Genomic DNA, 21,916 nt, shown 5'->3' with positions numbered 1-21,916 from the left:
CACGGCGGCGCCTCAGGAGGAGGCGGCGGGGTTGGCGTGGTGGGCGACCGGCTCGCCGCGCAGGTAGCGGGCGACGTCGTCGGCGACGATCCGCGCCGCCTTGGCCGCCGTCTCCTTGCTGGCCCCCGCCAGGTGCGGGGTCATCACCAGGTTGGGCGTGGTCAGCAGGCGGGACCCCTCGGGGATGGGCTCGGTGGGGAAGACGTCCACCGCGGCGCCGAACAGGTGGCCGGAGTCCAGGGCGTCGCACAGGGCGTCGTAGTCGAGCAGCGCGCCGCGGGCGCAGTTGACCAGCACCGAGCCGGCGGGCATCAGCGCGATCCGCTCCGCGTCGATCATGCCGGTGGTCTCCGGGGTGACCCGGGCGTGCAGGGACACGAAGCGAGAGCGGCCGAGCAGCTCCTCCAGCCCCACCTGGCCGGGGACGCCGGTGACGTAGGGGTCGTACACCAGCACCTCGGCGCCGAACCCCTCCAGCATGCGGGCCACCCGGCTGCCGATCGCGCCGTAGCCGACCAGGCCGACCGTGCCGCCCTCCAGCTCCGGGCCGACCTGGTCGTACACGTAGTAGTCGCCCCGCCACACGCCCCGGGCGAGGTCGGCGTTGGTCTGCGGGATGCGGCGGGTGGCGGCCAGCAGCATGGCCAGCGTGTGCTCGGCGGTGGCGACCGCGTTGCGGCCGGGCGCGAACGTGACGGTCACCCCGGCCTCGGCGGCGGCCTGGAGGTTGGCGTTGACCGGGCCGCCCCGGCTGACGCAGAACAATCTCAGGTCGGGGCAGGCGGCGAGGACCCGCTTGGTCAGCGGGGCCATCTGGGTCACGCAGACCTCCACGCCGCGCAGCGCCTCGATCAGCTCCTCCTCCACGTCGGACGCCTCGTCGACCTCGCCCACCCGCCCGAACGGCACGACCGGCCACGGCAGGGTCAGCTCGCGGATGTCGGCGTCCCCGGGGACCACCTGCCGGAGCGCGTCCACCAGGAGGTCGCTGCGCACGAAGTGGTCACCGGCGGCAAGGATTCGGACGGTCAACGAACGGCTCCGATCGGAGAGTTGAACTGCAGGATCGCGACCTGCCCGCCGTCGAGGCGGAGCTCGGTGACGGCGCAGTTGTCCAGGCGCGGGAAGAGCCGCCGGTAGGAACCGAGCGGCACCCCGATGAGCCCGCACAGGGCGAGCCTGATGACGGTCGTGTGGGCGACGGCCAGCACCCGCCCGCCGGGGTGGGCGGCGGCGATGTCGCGCAGGGCGGCGGTGAACCGGTCTGCGGCCTCCGCGGGGTCCTCGCCCCCGGGCAGCGGGCAGGCGGCCGGGTCGGCCTCGAAGGCGGCGCGGGCCTCGGGGAAGCGCTCGTGCATCTCCGCGGAGGTCAGCCCCTCGCCGCGGCCGAAGTCGAGTTCGCGCAGCCGGGCGTCCGTCCGCGGCTCGACGCCCGCCGCCTCGGCGCTCGCCTCGGCGGTGATCCGGGCCCGGCTCAGCGTGGACGTCCAGACGGCGGACAGCCCGGCCTCGGCCGACCAGGCGGCCAGCCGCCCGGCCTGCTCGTGGCCGCGCGGGGTCAGCTCGACGTCGGTGACGCCGGCGTAGCGGTTCTCGGCGTGCCAGACGGTCTCGCCGTGGCGGGCCAGTACGAGCCGGGTCATCGGGCGCTCCTCTTCCGGGCGTGGGCGGCGGCCTCCGGGGGCAGCCAGCCGCGGTCCTCCAGTTCGGCGACGAACCGCAGGTAGTGCTCGCGCAGGTCCTCACCTCCGGGTTCGACGACCTCGCGGGTGCGGATCATCCGGGCCGCGGAGGCGGGCCCGGCGGCGAGTACGGCCATGCCGAGCGCGGGCTCGGCGTTCTCCCGCAGGGTCACCGGCCGGCCCAGCACGGCGGCCCTGACGCGGTTCCAGTAGGAGCTGCGGGTCGCGCCGCCGGTCAGCACGATCTCACCGTCCACCGGGGCGCCGAGCAGGTCGAGGTAGTCGAAGCAGAGCCGCTCGATGTAGGCGGCGCCGCGCAGGATCGCGGCGTAGCGGTCGACGTCGTCGCCGAGGCGGCCGAGGGTGAAGCCCTCCGCCTCCGGCGCGGCGAACGGGAACCGCTCGCCGCGGGAGACCAGCGGGTAGACGGTGGCGGACGGGTCGGCGGGCGGGCGGATGGACGGACCGGCGGGCGGGCCGGCTCCGGCGCCGCCGGATTCGAAGCGCCCGGCGGCCAGCCGGCTGAGCGCGTCGAGGTCGCGCCCGGCCAGGTCGCGGGCCAGCACGCCCGCGCCGGTGCTGGACGCGCCGCCCGGCAGCCACGAGCCGTCCGGGGCACGGTGGGAGTAGACGACGCCCAGCGGGTCGTGGACCAGCTCCCGGGTGACGCCCTTGAGCACCAGCGTGGTGCCCATCACCGAGTTCCAGCTGCCGGGCGTGAGGGCGCCCGCGCCGAGCTGGGCCGCGCACCCGTCGGTGGTCCCGGCGACCACCGGCGTGCCCGCCGGGACGCCGGTGGCCTCGGCGGCCTCCGCGCAGACCTCCCCGAGCACGGTGCCGGGCCGTACCACGCCGGGCAGCACGGAGGCGGGGACGCCGAGGGCGTCCAGGACGTCGGACGGCCAGCGCTCGTCGATCAGGTCCACGCCCGTCTTCAGCGCGTTGCTCAGGTCGGTGGCGACCGGCCGGCCCGTCAGGCGGCGGTTGACGAAGTCGTTCTGGTGCGCCAGTCGCGCCCCGGCCGGGGCGTCGCGCAGCAGCCACAGCAGCTTCGGCAGCGCCCAGTTGGCCTGCATGCGGCGGTAGCCGAGCCGGTCCCACACGTGCGCGCCGACGTCGTTGACCCGGTCGACCTCGCCGGCCGCCCGCCGGTCGTCGTACATCAACCCGGGGGTGAGCGGCCGGCCGTCGCCGCCGGTGAGCAGGATCGTGCCGGAGGTGGCGTCCACCGCCACACCGCCGACGGGTCCCGGCGGCACGTCGCGCATCGCCTCGCGGGAGGCGGCGGCCAGCGCCTCCCACCACCCCTCGGGATCCTGTTCGTGCCGGGGGCCGTCACGGCGGCTGGTCAGCGGCCTGCTCGCCGCGCCGAGCACCCGGCCGTCCCCGGTGACGGCCATCACGCGCACGCTCTGCGTGCCGAGATCCACGCCGATCCAGGTGCTCATGAGCGGCTCCGGGTCTCGGCGAGCAGCGGCCAGGACCGGGCGGCGGTCTCACGCAACGCGAGGAAGTCCCGGTAGAGCGTCTCGTAGGAGCCGAGCCGCGGCCGTACGGCGTCGCGCAGCCGCACGTGGCGCCCGGCCGCCTCCTCCAGATCGGCGGCGGCGCCCGTCGCGGTCAGACCGACCAGGAAGGCGCCGCGGGCGCCGACCTCGGCGTCGGCCGGCCGCAGCACCGGCAGGCCGGTGACGTCGGCGATCATCCGCAGCCACAGGTCGCTCGCAGAGCCGCCGCCGCACACCCGCAGCTCCCGCACGCCGGGGCCGAAGGCGTCCAGGCAGTCGCGGACGACGAACGTGAGGCCCTCGAACACGGCGCGGGCGATGTGCCCGCGGTCGTGGTCGAACGACATGCCCAGGAAGGAGCCCCGGGCGAGCGGGTCGCAGAACGGTGCCCGTTCCCCGGCCGGGGACAGGTAGGGCAGGAACGCCAGGCCGCCCGCGCCCGGCGGGCTCGCCGCGGCCAGCTCGCCGAGGGCGGCCGGGCCGGGCAGCCCGAGCAGGCGACAGACCCAGTTGATCACCTCGACCCCGGCGAAGGTGGGGAAGGCCCGCAGGTAGCCGCCGGGGGCCGCGATCGTGATGCCCACGGCGGGGCCGTCCAGGTCGGGTTCGGCGACGATGGTCTCGGTGCACAGCGTGGTGCCCAGGATGCTGCACGCCCGGCCCTCGCCCACCGCGCCCGCCCCGACGGCGGTGGAGACGATGTCGTAGGGGGCCATCACGACCGGGGTCCCGGCGGGCAGGCCCAGCGACGCGGCGGCGGACGTGGTGAGCGCGGCGACGCGGTGCGCGTCGCCGCGCGGCTCGGGCAGCAGCCGCGCGGCCCACTCCAGGCCGAACGACGCCAGCAGCTCGGGGGAGTAGGCGCGGGCGCGCAGGTCCATGAACGGCGCCGAGGCGTCGGACTCGTCGGCGGCGACCTCCCCGGTCAGCCGGGAGAAGATCCAGCCGCCGCAGGTCAGCAGGGCCGCCGAGCGTTCCAGCCGCTCGGGGTCGTGCTCCCGCAGCCAGGTGAGGATCGCGTGCGGCAGCCCCGAGGCGGCGGCGGAGCCGTTGACGCGGAAGGCCCGCTCGGCCGCGCCGGAGCGGTTCCAGGCGTCCACCGCGGACGCGGCCCGGCCGTCGTTCCACAGGATCGCCGGCCCGGTCGGCTCGCCGTCGGATCCGACGAGCCAGGCGCCGTCGCCCTGGGCGGTGACCGCGACGAAGTCGACGGCGCCGGCCGAGGCGCCGGCGAGGCGGCCGGCGACCGCGCGCACCGTGTGCGCGACCGCCGCCCAGACCGTGTTCATGTCCTGTTCGGCGTGGCCGGGCGCGGGCCGGGACACGCCGGTCTCCTGCCGGGCGACCGCGATCTCCGCTCCCGCTTCGTCGTAGCCGACCGCCTTGACCACCGTGGTGCCGGCGTCGACGCAGATGGCCGCCATCAGGCCCGCCCGTGGGAGGTCCGGGACCTGCGCGCGGCCGAGTCGACGACCACGGCCAGCAGCAGCACCACGCCCGTCACGACGAACCGGATGGAGGAGTCGAGGTTCAGCAGCGTCAGGCCGCTGGAGATCGACTGGATGACGATCATGCCGAGCAGCGCGCCGAACGCGGTGCCGCGCCCGCCGAACAGGCTCGTCCCGCCGATCACGGCGGCGGCGATGGCGTTGAGGTTCACGTCGCCGGCGCCGCTGCTCTGGTTGGCGGCGGCCAGCCGGGCGGCGGCGAGGATGCCGCCCACCGCGGCGAAGGAGGAGCACAGCATGAACGCCGAGGTGTAGACGGCCCGGACGTTGATGCCGGCCCGCCGCGCCGCCTCGACGTTGCCGCCGACGGCGTAGACCGACCTGCCCCACTTCGTACGTGACAGCAGGTAGTGCATGACCAGTACCAGCGCGACGAACAGGACGAACATCCAGCCGACGCCGCGGGTCCGCCCGAGGTACCAGACCACGAACGCCAGCACCGCCAGCAGCGCTAGGCTCCGTACGGCCAGCATGGAGGTGGTCCGGGATGACAGGCCCGCCAGGCGGCGCTCCCGGGCGTGCAGGTAGCCGGTGGCGAACAGCCAGGCCGCGGCGACGACCGCGAAGACGTACGACAGCCACTGCGGCACGAAGGCCAGCTGCGCGAAGTTCACCAGGGCCGAGTCGAACGGCAGGTTGATCGACCCCTTGGTGCCCAGCACGTACAGCTGGAGGCCGAGGAAGGCCAGCAGGCCGGCCAGCGTGATGACGAAGCTCGGCACCCCGAAGCGGTTGAACAGCTGGGCGTACACCCAGCCGATCGCCGCGCTCATCGCGACCGCCGCCAGGACGGCCGCCCAGAGCGGCAGCCCTCTGCCGACGAACAGCACCGCCAGCACCGCGCCGGACAGGCCGCTGACCGAGCCGACCGACAGGTCGATCTGCCCGACCAGCAGCACGCACACGATGCCGAGCGCGATGACGCCGACCGCGGCCGACTCCAGCGTGAGGTTGACCAGGTTGGTGCTGGACAGGAAGACCGGGTTGAGGATCTGCAGCACGGCCCAGATCACGACGAGGCCGACCAGGACCGGGATCACGCCGAGATCGCCGCCGCGGGCCCGCTCGATCACGTCGGTGAGCGCGCCGCGCAGCCCCTCGCGGCTCCGTAACCGCTCGTCCTGGCGGTCGGTGGCGAGCGTGGTGGTCATGAGAGCCCCTCCTTGCGGCGCGCCCGGCGCTGCGACACCGCGTTGTCGGCGGCGCCGGTGATGGCGGCGATGATGTCCTCGACCGAGACGTCGTCCACGTCGAACACCCCGTTGTTGCGGCCCAGCCGCAGCACGGCCACGGTGTCGGCGACCGCCTTCACGTCCGCCATGTTGTGGCTGATCATGATGACGCCCAGGCCGTTCTCCCGGAGCCGCTCGACGAGGTTGAGCACCTCGGCCGTCTGCGCGACGCCCAGGGCCGCGGTCGGCTCGTCGAGAATGATGATCTTCGGGTCGCCGAGCAGCGACCTGGCGATCGCGACGGTCTGCCGCTGGCCGCCCGACAGCGACGCCACCGGCACCCGGACGCTGGGGATCTTCGCCGACAGCTGGCGGAGCAGCTCCCACGAGCGCGTCTCCATCGCCACGTCGTTCAGCCGGAGCGGGCGGATCTCCTGCCCCAGGAAGAGGTTCTGGATCACGTTGAGGTTCTCGCACAGCGCGAGGTCCTGGAAGACGGTGGCGATGCCGAGCCGGTGGGCGGCCGCCGGGCTCGGGATGCCGACGGTCTTCGCGTCGAAGGTGATCGTGCCCGAGTCCGGCGGGTGCACACCCGACAGGATCTTCACCAGCGTCGACTTGCCGGCGCCGTTGTCCCCGACGACGGCCACGACCTGACCCGCCGCCACATCGAGGTCGATGCCGGTGAGCGCGGCGACCGCGCCGAAGGTCTTGCTGATCCCGCGCAGGGACAGGACGCTGTCTGCTTGCTGGGTGGCGGACAAAGGGGCTCCTGGAGATCTACTTGATGCCGAGCTCGGCGCATCCCTTGGCGTACTCGCCCGTGCACGCCTCGGACGCCTTCATGATTCCGCTCTGGAACAGCACCTCGTTGATGTTGTCCTTGGTCACGACCGTGGGGGTGAACAGCTCCGAAGGCGTGTCGTAGAGCTTGGTCTTGCCCGCGGGCTTCTCGCCCCGCGCGAACCGGTAGGCCGCGTCGGCCGCGGCCTCGGCCACGATCTTGATGGGCTTGGAGATCGTGTTGTACTGGTCGCCGGAGATGATGCGCTGGGCGGCGGCCAGCTCGGCGTCGTTGCCGGTGACCGGGGGGACCTTCACGCCCGCCGCCTTGAACGCGGCGATCGAACCGCCGCCGGTGCCGTCGTTGGCCGCCACCACGCCCACGATCTCGTCGCGGAACCTGGTGATCTGGCCGCTCACCCAGGTCTGGGCCTTCTCCGGCTGCCAGTCGGGGGTGTCGTACTCGGCGAGCAGCTTGAAACCGCTCGGGTCGACCGCGCCGTGGACGCCCTTCTTGATCAGGCCGGCGGCGGCGTCCGTGGGGGAGCCGTTCACCTGGAGGATCCCGCCCTCGGCCTTCTCCTCCTTGAGGTGGTCGACCAGGGACTGGGCGATCATCGAGCCGATCTTCTCGTTGTCGAACGAGATGTAGTAGTCGGCCGGGGTGGTGGGGATCGGCCGGTCGTAGGCGATGACCGGCACGTTCTGCGCCTGCGCCGACTTGACGATGGTCGCGGCGGCGGCCGAGTCGACGGGGTCGATCACGATGGCCTTGACGCCCTGGGCCAGTGCCGAGTTGGCCTGCTGCTGTTGCTTGGAGGCGTCGGAGTCGGCGTTCTGGTAGATGACCGTGCAGCCCGCGCACAGCTGCTTCATCTTCGCCTCGAACAGCGGCTTGTCGGCCAGTTCGTACCGGGTGGAGGCGAGGTCGGGCATGAGGAAGGCCACCTTGGCGTTCTCCGCGCCCCCGTCGCCGCCGCCGTCCGCTCCGCCGGAGCCGGAACCGCAGGCGGTGAGCGCCGCGCCCGCGATGACCGCCACCGCGGCGAACGTCGTTGTCCGCGTCTGAGCTTTCTTCACGGCTTCTTCCCTTGCTCGCTGTGTCCTCGCGCAGCGGATCCGCTCCGCGATCCCCGAGGCCGGGCATGGTCCGCTACGCGCGGTCATGCGCCATGGCCGAACACGCTAGCGCGTGCTCGGAATATTTGTCCAGAAAAAGTGTTCAGGGATTTTCCAGACCCGTGACCTGGCGCCGACGCGCGAACGGCGACCGGGGACCTCCCCTCACGGGACGAGGGTTCCGGGCGCGGGGGCTGCGGGGACGGGGCGCGCGGGAACGGCCCGCCGGGCGGTGCCGTACGGCGGGTGTGCCGTACGCCGGCGGTGCGGTGCGGTATGGCGGGTGTGCCCGTGCGCGGGTGGTGTCCTGTGGCGGGCGGCGCCGTACGGCGGGCCGCGGGACGGGCGTCCGCCTCCGCCGGTGGCCCGCTCTCCCGTCAGCGGGATCACCGTCAGCGGGTCGCCGACAGCAGGCTCTCCGCCGTCAGGGCGTCGGTGACGAGCTGGTTGAAGTAGCCGCCCCTGGCCCCGGCGACGATCGACAGGACCTTCTCCGGCCCGACCGCCACCGCGATGGAGACGGGGATGCGGCGCAGCTGCTCCAGGCTGGTCGCCACCAGCCGCTCGCTGCCCGGATAGCCGACGGGCTCGCCGTCGCGGTCGTAGAAGCGCGAGCACACGTCGCCGACGGCGTCGCGCAGGCTGCCGGCGTGGCGGGGCACGAAGGCCGGCACGACCTGGCGCGTCAGCGGCGGCGAGCCGACGCCGACGATCGCGCACCTGGCGTGCGCCCACAGGTCCATGACCCTGCGCACCGACGGCTCGTGCTGCAGGGAGTAGAACAGCTCGGGACCCGGCTGGGCGGGCGCGTACAGGTAACTGGGCACGCCCCCGACCCGCTCGGCCAGCAGGCGGGTCGTCTCGTTCGTCTGGAACCAGGGCTGGGGGTCCTCCTGGCCGCCCACGGCCGGGGCGATCGTGACCCCGGGGAACCTCCCCAGGCTCTCCCGCGCGCACTCGTAGACCGTGCTGCCGGAGGAGACCAGCAGTACGTCGCCGGACTCCAGGCCCGCCGCGGCCAGTGCCCTGGCCAGGCCCGGGGCCAGCCATGGGCCCAGCGCCGGGCCGCCGACCCTGGGCACCAGGAAGACGCGCGCCAGGCCCAGCGCGGTGGCCACCTCGGCGGCCAGCGGGCCCTCCTCCAGCGCCGCCGGCCGGTGCACCCGGATCTCCACGATGCCGTGCCGGCGCGCCTCGGTCAGCAGCCGGCTCACCGTGGCCCGGCTGACGCCCAGCCGCTTGGCGATGTCGGCCTGGGTGGCCTCCTCGAGGTAGTACTGCGACGCCGCCGCGTACATCAGCTCCCGGGGGAACCGGGCCTGTGCCTCCGGTACGGCGTCGGCGGCGTTCATGGGCGGGCTCCCCCTCATTTTCTGAACATATGTGCTGAACAGATGCGCATTGACTATACCCGCGCCCTCTCCAAGGGAAAGGCTAGCGATCCCGGACGCGGCCCGGCGATCAGTGCGACGCGGTACGGAGCCTGGCCGAGGCGTCGCGCAGGTAGTCGATGAAGGAGCGCAGCGCCGGGTTGGGGTTGGTCGGGCGGGCCGCCGCGCCGATCCTGCGGTAGAGCCGGGGCCCGTCCAGCCGGCACACCTGGACGCCGGGGGCGCCCCGCGCCCCGAGGCTGGGCACCAGCGCGACCCCGAGACCGGCCCGCACCAGCCCGAGCGTGACCTCGTAGTGGTCGCTGCGGCAGCGGATCATCGGACTGAACCCCTCCAGCGCGCTGGCCCGCTCCAGCACAGAGACCGGGGTCCCGGTGCCGTAGGTGGTGATCCACGGCTCGCCGGCCAGGTCGGCGAGCCGTACCCGCTGCGACTTGCCCGCGGGGTGGCCGGGCGGCACGACCAGCAGCTGCGGCTCGTCGAACAGGTGGGTGACCTCGACCCCCTCCGGAGGCTTCCACGGGTCGAGCGCGTGCTCGAAGACCACCAGCACGTCGAGCGCGCCGCGCTCCAGGTCGGGCAGCAGCTCGTGGGGCTGGCCGAGCACCAGGTCCAGCTCCACGGCCGGGTGGCGGGCGGTGAAGGCCGACAGCGCCAGCGGCAGCAGCCGGTACCCCGCCGAGGCGAAGAACCCGATCCGCAGCTGCCCGGCGTCGGCCCTGGCCTGCGCCAGCAGGTCCTTCTCCGCGGCCTCGATGATGTCGAGCACCTCCTGGGCGCGGGTCGCCAGCCGCCGGCCCGCCGCGGTCAGCCGCAGGCTCTGGGCGCCCCGCTCGACCAGCCCCACCCCGGCCTCCTCCTCCAGCCGGGACAGCTGGTGGGAGACGGCCGAGGGCGAGAGCCGCAGGACGCGCGCGGCCCCGGCGATGCTCCCGGTCCGGAAGACCTCCAGCAGGACGCGGAGGCGGTGACTGCTCAACACCGCCCCAGTATGGGGTAATTGTCCGCAGATGAGGGAGTCGGTACGGTCACCGGCCTGGGAGTTCCCCGAGGCCCCGCCGTCTGCCGCCGGTTCCGCCGGATGACGGGCGGGACAGCCCTCGGACCCTTCCACGGACCTTTGACGGGCCTTCCGCGGGCATTTCATGGACATTCCGTGGACGGCCGGACGGCGGCCGGTCAGCCGTCCGGGACGGCGGTCACGGCCGGACGGGCGGGGCACTCAGGGTGATCCGGGTGGCCGAGGCGTTCGGGGTGCTCGGGGTGTTCGGTGTGCTCCGGAAGCCGGGTGCGTTCGGGGTGCTTCGGGTGTTCGGGATGTCCGGGGTGCTCCGGAAGCTCGGGCTGTTGGGGCTGTTCGGGGTGTTCGGGCCGTTCCTGGCGGGACGCCAGATCGACGACCCGCCCGCCGGTGCCCGTGGCGCACAACGCGGCGGCGAACAGGATGATCTGGTTGAGGACCTTGAGGAAGACCAGCATCCCGACGGCGCCCGCGACGACCTGGTAGGCGGGGTTGGCCGCGGTGATCTCCAGGTAGAACTGGCCGATGGTCTTGAGGATCTCCAGTCCGGCGGTGGCGAACAGCGCGGGCCCCAGCACCCGGCCGAGCGGCAGCCGCAGCCGGGGCGTCACGGTGAGCAGGGCGGCGGCCAGCAGTGTGTTCACCGCCAGGCCGAGCACGAACGAGGCCGCCGACAGCAGCCACCGCGTCACGTCGTCGGTGACGCCCACGGTGTGCAGGAACACCCAGTTCAGCAGCGACTCGGCGGCGAAGGACACCGCCAGGGAGATCGACAGCAGCAGCCCCAGCCCGGCCAGCACGCCCAGGTCGATCACCTGGCGCAGGAAGTAGGCGCCCGGGTACTCCTCCAGCCGCCAGACCGCCCGGATCGCCGAGCGCATGCTGTCCACCCAGAACAGCCCGGTCAGCGGCAGGCCCACGAAGGCGATCGCCCCGGCCGTGCTCCGGGCGTCGCGCAGCGCCGCCACGTCCAGGCGGGGGAAGTTCTCGCTCAGGAAGACCTGCACCGTGGTGATGACCTTGGGGTCGTCCAGCACGTGCCCGATGATCGAGAAGCCGAGCAGCCCGAGTGCGAACACCGCGAAGAACGAGTAGTAGGTGAGCGCGGCCGACAACCGCCCGCCGTCCGCCTCGTCGTACCGCACCCCGGCGCGCACCAGGTGGTCCAGCCAGCCGTGGCGGCGGCGGGCCCGCGTCCAGAACGCCGCCACCCGCCCGGCGAATCCCGTGACCGTCATGGCCGGGCCACTACCCGGCACCCGCCGCTCTACCGCCCTCCGGCGCCCCGGCCTGCCGGAACCACCGTGAAGCCCACACACCCCTCACAACCCACACAGTGCACATGGTGCACGGAGTCCCCGGAGTCCACAAGATCCCCAGGGTCTGCGGAGCCCGGCGGGGGAGGGGCGACGGAGTCCGGCCGGCGGTCCCGCCTGCGATGCCGGCCCGCCGCGGGGCGGGACCGCCGCCTGGTCAGCAGGAACGTCGCGACGAGGAGTACGGCCAGCAGCCCGGCGACCGGCGCCGTCTCCGGCGGCATGCCGTACGGTCCGGTGCCGAAGGCCAGGGACGAGGCGCCGGGGCCGGGCGCCGGGCGCACCTCGATCCGGGTGGCCTCGGAGAGCGCCCCCGCCCCGTCGGCCGGGGGCGCGCCCGCCAGGTTCTCCCTGACCTTGCGCGGCAGGCCGTAGCCGACGACGTTGCTCTCGTCGCGGGTCTTGCGCTTCAGCCGGGAGCCGTCGACGTTCGCCTCGATCGTGTGGATCGTTCCACCGTCCACGCGCTCGACCACGCCCACGTGGTCGATGCCGCCGATGTCCCGGCCGCCGGACCAGTCGAAGAAGACCAGCGCCCCGGGCTCGGGCGTGCCCGACCACGCGCCGTGCGTGGCGAACCAGTGGGCGTGGGAGGGGGTCCAGGCGAACAGGCCGACGTAGTCGGCGACACCGGCCTTCGCCGCGGCCCAGGAGATGAACATGTCGCACCAGGGCGCCGTCTCGTACTCGGCGTCCCGGACGACGTTGGCCGAGTACCACCGGCCGAACACGGTGGGCTGCCCGTCGCGCTGCCGATATCCGAGCTCCGGCGCCATGGTCTTCAGCAGTGCGTCACCGATCGGATCCAAGGCTGTCAGCCACCCCGTCCGCGTGTCCTCCGCCCTTCCGCGAAGGGTGGGCGCCGTCCGACAAGCCGGACTGTATTCCGTACGACGCGAAGAAGATGGCTTTTCCGATAAAAGGGGGCTTTATCCGGCGCTTTGATGCCGGATCCGCCGAATCGCGGGAACGGCCGGTATTTCCGGCCTATCATGCCCGTCCGGCCCGGGAACCTCCCGAGCCGGACAAACTAGACGAGCTAGACGAGCTGGACGGACCGGGTGCGGCCTCAGATCAGGCCGAGCGCCAGCATCGCGTCCGCGACCTGCTTGAACCCGCCGATGTTGGCCCCCGCCACGTAGTCGCCCGGCATGCCGTACTCGTCGGCGGTCTCCAGGCAGCGGGCGTGGATGTCACGCATGATCTCCCGCAGGCGCTGCTCGGAGAACTCGAAGGTCCAGGAGTCGCGGCTGGCGTTCTGCTGCATCTCCAGCGCGCTGGTGGCCACGCCGCCCGCGTTGGCCGCCTTGCCCGGTCCGAACGCCACCCCCGCCTCCTGGAACACCCGGATCCCCTCCGGGGCGGTGGGCATGTTGGCGCCCTCGCCCACCGCGATGCAGCCGCCCCGCACCAGGGCCTCGGCGTCGCGGGCGGTGATCTCGTTCTGGGTGGCCGACGGCATCGCCACCTCGCACGGCACCTCCCACACGGGACGGCCGGAGACGAAGGACACCCCGTCGCCGCGGCGCTCGGCGTAGACGTTCAGCCGCCTGCGCTCGACCTCCTTGACCTGCTTGAGCAGCCCGAGGTCGATGCCCTTCTCGTCGAGGATGTATCCCGAGGAGTCGGAGCAGGCGACCACCACGCCGCCGAGCTGCTCCACCTTCTCGATCGTGTAGAGGGCGACGTTGCCGGACCCGGACACCACGACGCGCCGGCCGTCGAACGACGTGCCGCGCGCCCTCAGCATCTCCTCCACGAAGAAGGCGCAGCCGTAGCCGGTCGCCTCGGTCCGCACCTGCGCGCCGCCGTAGCTGAGCCCCTTGCCGGTGATCACTCCGGACTCGTAGCGGTTGGTGATCCGCTTGTACTGGCCGAACAGGTAGCCGACCTCGCGCTGCCCGACCCCGATGTCACCGGCCGGGACGTCGGTGTACTCGCCGATGTGGCGGTAGAGCTCGGTCATGAAGCTCTGGCAGAAGCGCATCACCTCGCGCGCGGAGCGGCCCTTGGGGTCGAAGTCGGAGCCCCCCTTGCCGCCGCCGATGGGCAGGCCGGTCAGCGCGTTCTTGAATATCTGCTCGAAGCCGAGGAACTTCACGATGCCGAGGTAGACCGAGGGATGGAAGCGCAGGCCGCCCTTGTAGGGGCCCAGCGCGCTGTTGAACTCCACCCGGAAACCCCGGTTGATCTGCACCTCGCCCCGGTCGTCCTCCCATGGCACGCGGAAGATGATCTGCCGCTCCGGCTCGCAGATACGCTCAATGATCTTGGAATCGGCGTACTCGGGATGTTTGGCGAGGACCGGTCCGATGCTCTCCAGCACCTCGCGGACGGCCTGGTGGAACTCGATCTCACCGGGGTTGCGGCTCAGAACGTTGTCGTAGATCGAGGCCAGTCTCTCGTGCAGCATCCTCGTCCCCTCATGTTGACAGCGATCGAAGTGATCTCCGCCCAGATTAGGCGACGCGGATCCGCGCATCCCCGGAGGCCGGGCGGGTCCCCTCGCGGGGCGCGCCCATGCGGGCCGGCCGCCCCGGACGGAGGGCCCGGAGCGACCGGCCGCGGGCCCGGAGCGACCGGCCGAGCCGGAGAGGCCGGTCAGCCACCGATCAGCCACCGATCAGCCGCCGGTCAGCCGCCGGTCAGCGGCCGGGGGACGGCCAGGCGTTGGGGCGGCAGCCGTACAGCGACTTCGTCTGCTGGAGCATCACCGGGGCCCGCCGGCCACGTCCGGGACACGGCGTGTGGCCGTGGCCGAGGCCGTGGCCCACCTCGTGGTTGACGACGTACTCCCGGTAGGTGGCGACGTCGCGCCCGTAGCCCCGCACGCCCTGGTTCCACCGCATGGCGTTGATCACCGCGCGCTTGCCGTTCCAGCAGGACAGCAGGCCGTTGGTGATCATCGGCCGGCACTGCCGGTCGGTCATCCCGGGGCTGGACAGCGACACCCGGATCTCCACCGGCCCGCGCGTCACGCGCCTGAACCGGAAACCCCAGCTCCGAGGGTCGTTCAGCGTACGGTGCACGGCCTCGGCGAACTCCCGCCCGTCGAACGGCAGGCCGCGCTCGACCTCGACGATGTAGCGGATCACCCGTCCCTTGCCGCCCGCCGGCGGTTCGGCCCCGCCGCCCACGACGGAGTAGCGGCCGCCCGCCGAGGCGGGCACCTTCATCCGCTGCGGCTGCCGGCGGCCGTTGGCCAGCAGGAAGGGGCGTTCCGCTCCGGGGGACGAGTGCGGAGAGGCCGTGGGCGCGGGAGGCGGGGTGGGGGTCACCGGCGCCGGGGGCAGGGCCTCGGGCGTGGCGGGCATGTCCGAGACCGGTTCAAGGCGACCGCTCAGCAGGGTGGCGCCGCCGGCCAGCAGTGTCGCCGAGATGGCGAGGGCGAGGAGGCCCACAAAGGGTCTGCGGTCATAAAATTGTACCTTCCTGGACATAGGCCGTAAACCTTATTACCTCCGGCCGCCACTGATCAGCCGGGAGGCCCTCACGGACCCCCGGGACCCCCGGCCGCCGGATGTCCGGCGGATGCCCGGCGGGCGGTCGCTGGAGGGCCGTGGGATGTCCGCCGGGCGGCCGCTGGAGGACTGCTGGAGGGCCCGCCTCCGTCGCCCGGCCGGGCGGATCCCGCCTCCCGGCCCGTTCCGCCTCCCGGCGCCCCCTGCCGCCTCCCGGTGTCCCGGCCCGGTTCCTGGGTACCGCCAGGCTGACTGGGTAACGCCAGGCGGACGGTCATGGAAGCGGGTCTCCCCCGGCGTGTGGCGGGTGAGCCCGCCACACGCCGGCGAGCAGGGAGACGGCGGATCCGGGATGCGGATCCAATGGAAAGGAGTACGCCGTGCAGCACTACGACGCGGCGATCATCGGTGGCGGGCCGGCCGGGCTGACGGCCGCCATGACGCTGAGCCGCTCGGTGCGCCGGGTGGCGGTCCTGGAGACGAGGCGGCCGCCGCGCAACGCCCCGTCCAGGGGAGTGCACGGCATCGTCGGTCTCGACGGCCTCACCCCCGACGAGTACCGGCACCGCGCCTGGGCCGATCTGACGCGGTACGGCATGGCCGACATGTACGAGGCCACCGCGACCGACGTGGTGCCCGATCCCGAGGGGGGCTTCACCGTCCTGTCCGACCGCCGCGACCCGCTGTGGGCGGGCCAGGTCCTCCTCTCCACCGGGGTGATCGACATCCGTCCCGACGTGGAGGGGTTCGACGAGTGCTGGGGCAGGACGGTCATCCACTGCCCGTTCTGCGTCGGCTGGGAGAACCGGGGCCGCACCTGGGGGGTGGTCACCTCCGACCCCGGCTTCGCCAGGACGGCCGCCGCCGGGTTCTCGGCCTGGAGCCACGACGTGATCGTCCTGGCCGACGGCGCCCTGCCCGAGCCGGTCCCCGAGGCCAGGGTCGTCGAGGGCGGGATCCGCAGGCTCCACCACACCGGCGGCATGCTGCGCGCGGTCGAACTGGAGGACGGCACGCTCGTCGAGCGGCAGACGCTGCTGTGGCAGCCCGGCCAGCGGCCCGTCCCGCTGGTCGCACGCCTCGTCGAACGGCTGGGCCTGGTGCTCGGCGGCGACGGCTACGTCAAGACCGACGAGTGCCGCCGTACCAACGTGCCCGGCCTGTACGCCGCCGGAGACCTCACCACCGACTCGCAGGCCGCGATCGAGTCGGCCGCCGCCGGGTCGGTGGCCGCCTTCACGATGATCTCCGACGCCTGCGGGGCCTGGGCGGTGGAGCCCGCAGAGGCCTCCTGACCCGTCCCGGACGGGACCGTGCGCCACCCGCCTCCCGGCCCGTGCTCACCCGGCCGCGACACCCCGGTCCCGGCCGGCGGGGCGGCCGGGCGTCAACGGCCGGGCGTCAGCGGGCGACGGACCAGCCGTGGATCCTGCCGAGGGCGGCGGCGACGTGGGCGAAGCGTGCCGGGTCGAGCACGGCCCCCTCGCGGCGGATGTCGTCCTCGTCCAGCGCGAAGACGCGGTCCAGCCGCAGGTAGGAGACCCGGCCGTCGCGGTCCCAGGGGCCTGCGCCCAGTTCCAGCCACTCGCGGGGGTCGTCGTCGCCGTGGCTGGACAGCATCATCGCCAGCAGGCGGCGCCGGTGGCGGCCGACGACCAGCAGCGGCCGGTCCTTGCCCCGGGCCGGGTCCTCCTCGTAGGGGACCCAGGCCCACACGATCTCACCCGGGTCGGCCAGGCCGTCCAGGTCGGGGGAGTAGTCGAGGGTCGCCGTCCGGTCCACGCCGTAGACCTCGCGGACCGCCCCCCGGGCCGGCCGCGGGTCCTCACCGAGATCACGCATCCGGACATCCTAGTCAGCTTCTCGGCCCTGAAGGACCGAGCTTGCAGCTCCTCGCCGTGCATGGGGTGCACGGGTCAGGCCACGTCGTCGGCAGCGTGACTCACTGCCCAGCCCGCAGCACCGGGCATGGCGATGTTGCGGGCCGCGTTCACGTCGGCGTGCTCAGCGAAGCCGCATGACGTGCAACAGAAGGTGGCCGGACGGGTCAGGACGCCAGGTCGCGGACGGCCTCGGCGACGGGGACCTCACCGCCGACGAGCTCCACGATGTGGCGGTGCGGCCCCGGGGAGTCGAGCAGCTCCACGATCACCGCGGCGACGTCGTCACGCGGCACCCTCCCGTGCGGCACCGGCGGGTGCGACAGCAGGACCCGCCCGGTGCCGGGGTCGTCGGTCAGCGTCCCGGGGCGCAGGATCGTCCAGTCGAGGTCGCGGCGCCTCTCCAGGTCGTTCTCCGCGGCGGTCTTCGCGTCGATGTACGCCGCCCAGACCTCGTCGCTGCCCGGCTGGGGCGGCTGCCCGGCCCCCATCGAGGAGATCTGGACGAGGCGGCGGACCCCGGCGCGCTCGGCGGCCTCGGCCAGCAGGACCGCGGCCGCCCGGTCGACGGTGTCCTTGCGCGGCACGCCGCTGCCCGCCCCGGCCCCGGCGGCGAACACCGCGGCGTCCGCCCCGGCGAGGAGGGCGGCCACCTCCTCCACCCCGGCCTTCTCCAGGTCGCACACGACGGGCTCGGCCCCCGTCTCGCGGATGTCGTCCTCCTGCGCCGGATCACGGATCAGGCTGACGACCTCGTCTCCCCGGCCTGCGAGCAGCCACCCCAGCCGCAGCCCGACCTTCCCGTGGCCGCCGGCGATGACCGTACGCATATGAGCCTCCTTGGACACACGTCATGGGAATACGGCTCGTCGTACCCCGGAGGACGCGCCTGTCACCGTCCGGAGGGCTCCGGGTCGTGGGGGTCGTAGGGGCTGCGCCCGGCCCGGATCGCCGCGACCAGCCGCGCGGTGTGCTCCTGCGCGGCCCGGTGCAGGCCGGGACCGAAGCTGACGCGGGCGACCCCGAGCCCGGCCAGCTCGGCCAGCGACGGCGTGCCGGGGCGGAACAGGACGTTGACCGGGCCTCCGATGCCCTCCACCAGCGCGCCGATGTCGGCGGGCTCGGCCGCGAAGATCGGGTAGACGCAGTCGGCGCCGGCCGCCAGGTACTCGCGGCCCCGCCGTACGGCCTCGGCGAGCCGTTCGGCGGGGGAGCCGGAGCCGTGGTGGTAGACGTCGGTCCGCGCGTTGATCACCAGGTCCACGCCCGCGGCGGAGGCGGCGGAGCGGACCGCCGCCAGAAAGGCGGCCTGTTCGGCGGCGTCGACCATCTCCCCGGTGCGCGGGTCGGAGTCCTCCAGGTTGCAGCCGGCCGCGCCGGTCGCGGCGAGCCGCTCCACCAGCTCCACGGGCGCCAGGCCGTAGCCGCGTTCCAGGTCGGCGGTGACCGGGACGGCCACCGCGCGGGCGATTCTGGCGACCGCGGCCAGCATCTCCTGCGCCGGGGCCTCCTCCCCGTCGTCGTACCCGAGGACAGGGGCGACCGCGGCGCTGCCGGTGGCGACGGCCGGGAACCCCGCCGCCTCCACGATGCGGGCCGAGGCGGCATCCCAGACGTTGGGCAGCACCAGAGGGTCTCCCGGCACGTGCAGCGCGCGCAGCGCCGCGGCCCCGCCGGAGGAGGGCCGGTCGTTCTTCGCGTCGTCGGCGATGGTCATGATCCGACCCTAGAGGGTCGGAGGGGCCTGGCCCGAGAGCCGATTCCGTGTCACCCGACCGGGCCATTCCCATCCTGCGGTCACGACCGGCCCAGCACGGCCCGCACGCCGGGCTCGACGGCCGCGCGGAAGGCGGCGTCCAGCTCGGCGGGCGAGGCGGCGGTGTCGCCGTCCACCCACGCCCGCAGCAGCCCCATGAACGCGCCGGTCACGCAGACCACCAGCAGGTCGAGTGCGGCCGACGTCCGCGCGCCCGCGGCGAGGAGCTCCTCCCTGACGAGCTCGGCGAGCAGCCGCTCCGCACGCGCGTGCACCGGACCGCCGCCGCGCCGCCCCAGGAGCGCCCGTACGAGCCGCTCCTGCTCGCGCACGTGCTCCAGCACCGGCAGGCTGAACGCGAACAGCCCGCCCGGCCCGCCGGCCGGGGCGGGGCGCAGGAAGTCCAGCTCCTCCAGGTTGCCGAGCAGCACGTCCTGCTTGTCGGTGAAGTGGGCGTAGAACGTGGAGCGGCCCACGTCGGCGCGGTCGATGATGTCGGTGACGGTCACCGCCTCGTAACCCTTCTCCAGGATCAGCGCCACCAGCGCCTCCTGGACCATGCGGCGTGTCCGCCGCACCCGCCGGTCTCCGGACACTTCCCCGCCCCCTGTTCGGTACGGCACGACACGGCCGATCTGTTCGTTGACCCGCCCACCTCTGTGAACGCATCATTCATAACCGTACAGATCGTTCGGCGACCGAGGGACTACGCCATGGGGCTGGGAAAGCTGCTGCACCACCATGAGGAGCACGCCGACGCGGGCGGGACCATCGACCGCCCGCGGGCCTACGAGCTCTTCGGCTCGATCGGGTTCCTCGGCGGCCGCCGCGCCGCCTTCACCCGCGTGGCCGCCGCGGCCCGGCCGCGCGCCGGGGACCGCGTCCTGGACGTCGGCTGCGGCACCGGCTACCTGAGCCGCATCCTCGCCCCGGTCGTCGCGCCGGACGGCCACGTCACCGGCCTCGACCCGTCGCCCGCGATGATCGGGTACGCCGCCCGGCGGGCCCCGGCCAACTGCGCCTACACCGTGGGCGAAGGGCAGGACCTGCCGTTCCCGGACGGCTCCTTCGACCTGGTCGTCTCCAGCCTGGCCGTGCACCACATGCCCGCCGGGGCCCGGCCCGAAGCGCTGCGGCAGATGTTCCGGGTGCTGCGGCCGGGCGGGCGGCTGCTCATCGCCGAGTTCCGCCCACCGGCCGGCCCCCTGGCCCGGCGCCTCGTCGGCGCGCTGTCCGGCCCGGCCATGCGGCACGACCCCCGTGACCTGCTCGGCGCCCTCATCCCGGACGCGGGCTTCAAGGTGGAGTCCGAAGGCGACCTGCCGTACCTGCTGTACCACGTCCGCGCCACCCGGCCGTAACCCGGCGTCCCCGCCGCCGGACGGCGGGCCCGGACAGCACGAGACCCCCGGCGCCCTCGCCGTGGGCCGGGGGTCTCGCGTCAGGTCGTCGGATCAGGCGCTCTTGCGGCGTTGGGCGCGCAGGATCGCCAGGCGCTCGTTGAGCACCTCCTCAAGGTCCTCGATCGTGCGACGCTCCAGCAGCATGTCCCAGTGCGTCCGCGGCGGCTTGGCCTTCTTGGCCTCCGGAAGCTCACCGTCCACCCGCAGGGCGTTCGCGCCGCACATGCGGCATTCCCACGTCGCCGGGATCTCGGCCTCGGCGGCGAGAGGAACGTCGAATCGATGGCCCTTCGGGCAAATGTAGGACACCTCCTGGCGCGGAGCCAGATCGGTGTTGCGGTCGTTCTCGTAGCTGGTCGCTCCGAGTCGGGTACCGCGTAGCGCACGCTCGCCCATGTCTCAATGCCTCCTGAGGGCCCCGTCGTGAGGGGTTTGTCTCCCACGGCGTACAACGCTTGATACCGTGTGTGGATTCCCACACATGGGGAGATCCAATCGCGCGTTCCTTGCCGGGTCTGCGATGCGCTTTTGGGAAGATGTCTCAGAGGCGCTCGGGCACCTGGTTGCCGGCCTCGCGGATCGCCCGGGGCAGGTTCACCGCGGCGAGCATGACGAAGCCCACGACGAAGAAGACGACCAGCGACACGATGCCGATCCGGTAGCTGTCGGTGAGCTGCAGCGCCAGGCCCAGGGTGAACGACCCGAGGAACGTCGAGCCCTTGTCGCTGATCTCGTACAGGCTGTAGTACTCCGCCTCCTTGCCCGCCGGGATCACGTGCGAGAACAGCGACCGCGACAGGGCCTGCGTGCCGCCCATCACGATCGCGATGGCGAAGCCGAGCGCGAAGAACGGCAGGGCCGCCCCCTTGGGCAGGAAGTACGCCACGGCCACCACGCCGGTCCAGGCGACCAGCGCGCCCAGCACGACGCGCTTGGCGCCGTAGGAGGCGGCCAGCCGGCCGAGGAGCAGCGCGCCGCCGAACGCGACGAACTGCACCATCAGGATCGCCCCGATCCGCACGGTCTGGCCCAGCCCGAGCTCCTTGTCGGCGTAGGTGGCCGAGAAGGAGATGACGGTCTGCACGCCGTCGTTGTAGATCAGGTAGGCCACCAGGAACGCCAGCGACAGCGGGTAGCGGCGCAGCTCCACGATCGTACGGCCGAGCTGGCGGAACGTGCCGGTGACGGCCCGGCCCACCCCCTCGGCGCCCCGGGCGAGCGCGCGCCGGTTGCGCAGCCGCAGCATCGGGATGACCGTGAACCCACCCCACCACAGACCCGCCGACGCCAGCGCCAGCCGTACGGCGTCGCCCTCCGACACGCCGAAGGACTGGTGACCGAGGAACAGGCCCAGGTGCACGGCGAGCAGCAGGCCGCCGCCGAGATAGCCGAAGCCCCAGCCCATGGCGGAGACCCGGTCGCGTTCGTCCGGCGCGGCGATCTCCGGCAGGAACGAGTTGTAGACGACGAACGCCGCCGAGAACGAGACGCTGGCCACCACGTACAGCGCGCCGCCCAGCAGGTAGCGGTCACCCGACAGGAACCAGAAGCAGACGGTGGCCGCGGCGCCGAGGTAGGCGAACAGGCTCATGATCTCCCGCTTGCGGCCGGTGTGGTCGGCCAGGGCCCCGGCGACGGGCATCAGGAAGATCTGCAGGACCGCCGAGAAACCCACCACGAAGGAGTAGTAGGCGCTGGGCCGCACGTCGAACCAGAGCACGTCCACGTACGGCCGGCCCGCGGCGGCGGTCTCGGCGATCGTCGTCAGGTACGGGCCCAGGAAGACGGTCAGGACCGTGGTGGGGAAGGCGGAGTTCGCCCAGTCGTAGAAGTACCAGCCGCGTTGCTCGCGCCGGCGGCTCGGGGACGGGGAAAGGTCCTCGGTGACCTTCTCGGTGGTCATGACGGTCCTCGGT

The 21,916-nt window shown here is 73.3% G+C and carries 22 protein-coding genes; 2 read left to right on the top strand and 20 right to left on the bottom strand.

Annotated elements, in window-relative coordinates; genetic code table 11:
- Window positions 1-12 precede the first annotated feature (12 nt).
- The 13 genes from ACFYSC_RS30885 to ACFYSC_RS30825 all read right to left on the bottom strand — a co-directional run bounded on the left by ACFYSC_RS30885 (window position 13) and on the right by ACFYSC_RS30825 (window position 14,940).
- A complete protein-coding gene (locus tag ACFYSC_RS30885; protein ID WP_389968657.1) occupies window positions 13-1,032 on the bottom strand; it encodes a 2-hydroxyacid dehydrogenase in 1,020 nt (339 codons plus the stop codon).
- A complete protein-coding gene (locus ACFYSC_RS30880) occupies window positions 1,029-1,643 on the bottom strand; it encodes a histidine phosphatase family protein (RefSeq protein WP_362944331.1) in 615 nt (204 codons plus the stop codon). Before ACFYSC_RS30880 ends, ACFYSC_RS30885 begins: the two co-directional genes overlap by 4 nt.
- Entirely contained in the window at window positions 1,640-3,130 is a 1,491-nt protein-coding gene (locus ACFYSC_RS30875; protein ID WP_389968655.1) for an FGGY-family carbohydrate kinase, read from the bottom strand. Before ACFYSC_RS30875 ends, ACFYSC_RS30880 begins: the two co-directional genes overlap by 4 nt.
- Window positions 3,127-4,614, bottom strand: coding sequence for an FGGY family carbohydrate kinase (locus tag ACFYSC_RS30870; protein ID WP_389968653.1), 1,488 nt, complete (start codon window positions 4,612-4,614; stop codon window positions 3,127-3,129). The genes ACFYSC_RS30875 and ACFYSC_RS30870 overlap by 4 nt, the downstream gene beginning before the upstream one ends.
- Complete coding sequence (locus tag ACFYSC_RS30865) at window positions 4,614-5,849, bottom strand: sugar ABC transporter permease (protein ID WP_389968651.1); 1,236 nt, start codon at window positions 5,847-5,849, stop codon at window positions 4,614-4,616. The genes ACFYSC_RS30870 and ACFYSC_RS30865 overlap by 1 nt, the downstream gene beginning before the upstream one ends.
- On the bottom strand, window positions 5,846-6,634 hold the full coding sequence (locus ACFYSC_RS30860) for an ATP-binding cassette domain-containing protein (RefSeq protein ID WP_362944339.1): 789 nt from the start codon (window positions 6,632-6,634) through the stop codon (window positions 5,846-5,848). Before ACFYSC_RS30860 ends, ACFYSC_RS30865 begins: the two co-directional genes overlap by 4 nt.
- Before the next feature lie 16 nt (window positions 6,635-6,650).
- Window positions 6,651-7,733: a sugar ABC transporter substrate-binding protein gene (locus ACFYSC_RS30855; RefSeq protein WP_389968648.1), complete on the bottom strand. Its 1,083-nt coding sequence runs from the start codon at window positions 7,731-7,733 to the stop codon at window positions 6,651-6,653.
- A 431-nt stretch (window positions 7,734-8,164) separates the two neighbouring features.
- Window positions 8,165-9,124 carry a sugar-binding transcriptional regulator gene (locus tag ACFYSC_RS30850; RefSeq protein WP_389968646.1) on the bottom strand — a complete coding sequence of 320 codons (960 nt, stop codon included), beginning with the start codon at window positions 9,122-9,124 and terminating at the stop codon, window positions 8,165-8,167.
- Window positions 9,125-9,233: 109 nt separating this feature from the next.
- Complete coding sequence (locus ACFYSC_RS30845) at window positions 9,234-10,145, bottom strand: LysR substrate-binding domain-containing protein (RefSeq protein WP_362944345.1); 912 nt, start codon at window positions 10,143-10,145, stop codon at window positions 9,234-9,236.
- 197 nt (window positions 10,146-10,342) lie between these two features.
- Window positions 10,343-11,422, bottom strand: coding sequence for a YhjD/YihY/BrkB family envelope integrity protein (locus tag ACFYSC_RS30840; RefSeq protein WP_389968644.1), 1,080 nt, complete (start codon window positions 11,420-11,422; stop codon window positions 10,343-10,345).
- Window positions 11,423-11,451: 29 nt separating this feature from the next.
- Window positions 11,452-12,309, bottom strand: coding sequence for a CHAP domain-containing protein (locus tag ACFYSC_RS30835; protein ID WP_389968642.1), 858 nt, complete (start codon window positions 12,307-12,309; stop codon window positions 11,452-11,454).
- 260 nt (window positions 12,310-12,569) lie between these two features.
- A complete protein-coding gene (gene gdhA / locus ACFYSC_RS30830; protein ID WP_389968640.1) occupies window positions 12,570-13,913 on the bottom strand; it encodes an NADP-specific glutamate dehydrogenase in 1,344 nt (447 codons plus the stop codon).
- Window positions 13,914-14,145: 232 nt separating this feature from the next.
- Window positions 14,146-14,940, bottom strand: coding sequence for a DUF3152 domain-containing protein (locus tag ACFYSC_RS30825; protein ID WP_389968638.1), 795 nt, complete (start codon window positions 14,938-14,940; stop codon window positions 14,146-14,148).
- A gap of 401 nt (window positions 14,941-15,341) precedes the next feature.
- Between ACFYSC_RS30825 and ACFYSC_RS30820 the strand changes: the two genes are divergently transcribed.
- The gene (locus tag ACFYSC_RS30820) at window positions 15,342-16,256 is read left to right on the top strand and encodes an NAD(P)/FAD-dependent oxidoreductase (protein WP_389968636.1); all 915 of its coding nucleotides are present in this window, start codon (window positions 15,342-15,344) and stop codon (window positions 16,254-16,256) included.
- 106 nt (window positions 16,257-16,362) lie between these two features.
- Here the strand turns inward: ACFYSC_RS30820 and ACFYSC_RS30815 are convergent, their stop codons facing one another.
- The 5 genes from ACFYSC_RS30815 to ACFYSC_RS30795 form a co-directional block, all read right to left on the bottom strand.
- On the bottom strand, window positions 16,363-16,803 hold the full coding sequence (locus ACFYSC_RS30815) for a type II toxin-antitoxin system PemK/MazF family toxin (protein WP_389968634.1): 441 nt from the start codon (window positions 16,801-16,803) through the stop codon (window positions 16,363-16,365).
- 74 nt (window positions 16,804-16,877) lie between these two features.
- Window positions 16,878-17,012, bottom strand: a complete 135-nt coding sequence (locus ACFYSC_RS30810) for a zinc ribbon domain-containing protein (RefSeq protein ID WP_389968671.1) — start codon at window positions 17,010-17,012, stop codon at window positions 16,878-16,880.
- Window positions 17,009-17,671, bottom strand: a complete 663-nt coding sequence (locus ACFYSC_RS30805; protein WP_389968632.1) for an NAD(P)H-binding protein — start codon at window positions 17,669-17,671, stop codon at window positions 17,009-17,011. The genes ACFYSC_RS30810 and ACFYSC_RS30805 overlap by 4 nt, the downstream gene beginning before the upstream one ends.
- Window positions 17,672-17,733: 62 nt before the next feature.
- A complete protein-coding gene (locus ACFYSC_RS30800; RefSeq protein WP_389968630.1) occupies window positions 17,734-18,558 on the bottom strand; it encodes an isocitrate lyase/phosphoenolpyruvate mutase family protein in 825 nt (274 codons plus the stop codon).
- 80 nt (window positions 18,559-18,638) lie between these two features.
- The gene (locus ACFYSC_RS30795) at window positions 18,639-19,175 is read right to left on the bottom strand and encodes a TetR/AcrR family transcriptional regulator (RefSeq protein ID WP_389968628.1); all 537 of its coding nucleotides are present in this window, start codon (window positions 19,173-19,175) and stop codon (window positions 18,639-18,641) included.
- A 135-nt stretch (window positions 19,176-19,310) separates the two neighbouring features.
- Here ACFYSC_RS30795 and ACFYSC_RS30790 point away from each other — a divergent pair, with 135 nt between their 5' ends.
- Window positions 19,311-19,958 (top strand): class I SAM-dependent methyltransferase, encoded by a 648-nt coding sequence (locus ACFYSC_RS30790; protein ID WP_389968626.1) that lies wholly within the window; start codon window positions 19,311-19,313, stop codon window positions 19,956-19,958.
- A 93-nt stretch (window positions 19,959-20,051) separates the two neighbouring features.
- On the opposite strand, the gene ACFYSC_RS30785 is transcribed toward ACFYSC_RS30790, so the two are convergent.
- Complete coding sequence (locus ACFYSC_RS30785; RefSeq protein WP_179828419.1) at window positions 20,052-20,396, bottom strand: RNA polymerase-binding protein RbpA; 345 nt, start codon at window positions 20,394-20,396, stop codon at window positions 20,052-20,054.
- A 145-nt stretch (window positions 20,397-20,541) separates the two neighbouring features.
- Window positions 20,542-21,903: an MFS transporter gene (locus ACFYSC_RS30780; protein WP_389968623.1), complete on the bottom strand. Its 1,362-nt coding sequence runs from the start codon at window positions 21,901-21,903 to the stop codon at window positions 20,542-20,544.
- Window positions 21,904-21,916 lie beyond the last annotated feature (13 nt).

The sequence above is a fragment of the Streptosporangium sp. NPDC004379 genome (assembly GCF_042873875.1).
GTDB lineage: Bacteria > Actinomycetota > Actinomycetes > Streptosporangiales > Streptosporangiaceae > Streptosporangium.
This window is presented reverse-complemented; position numbering and strand designations above follow the sequence as displayed.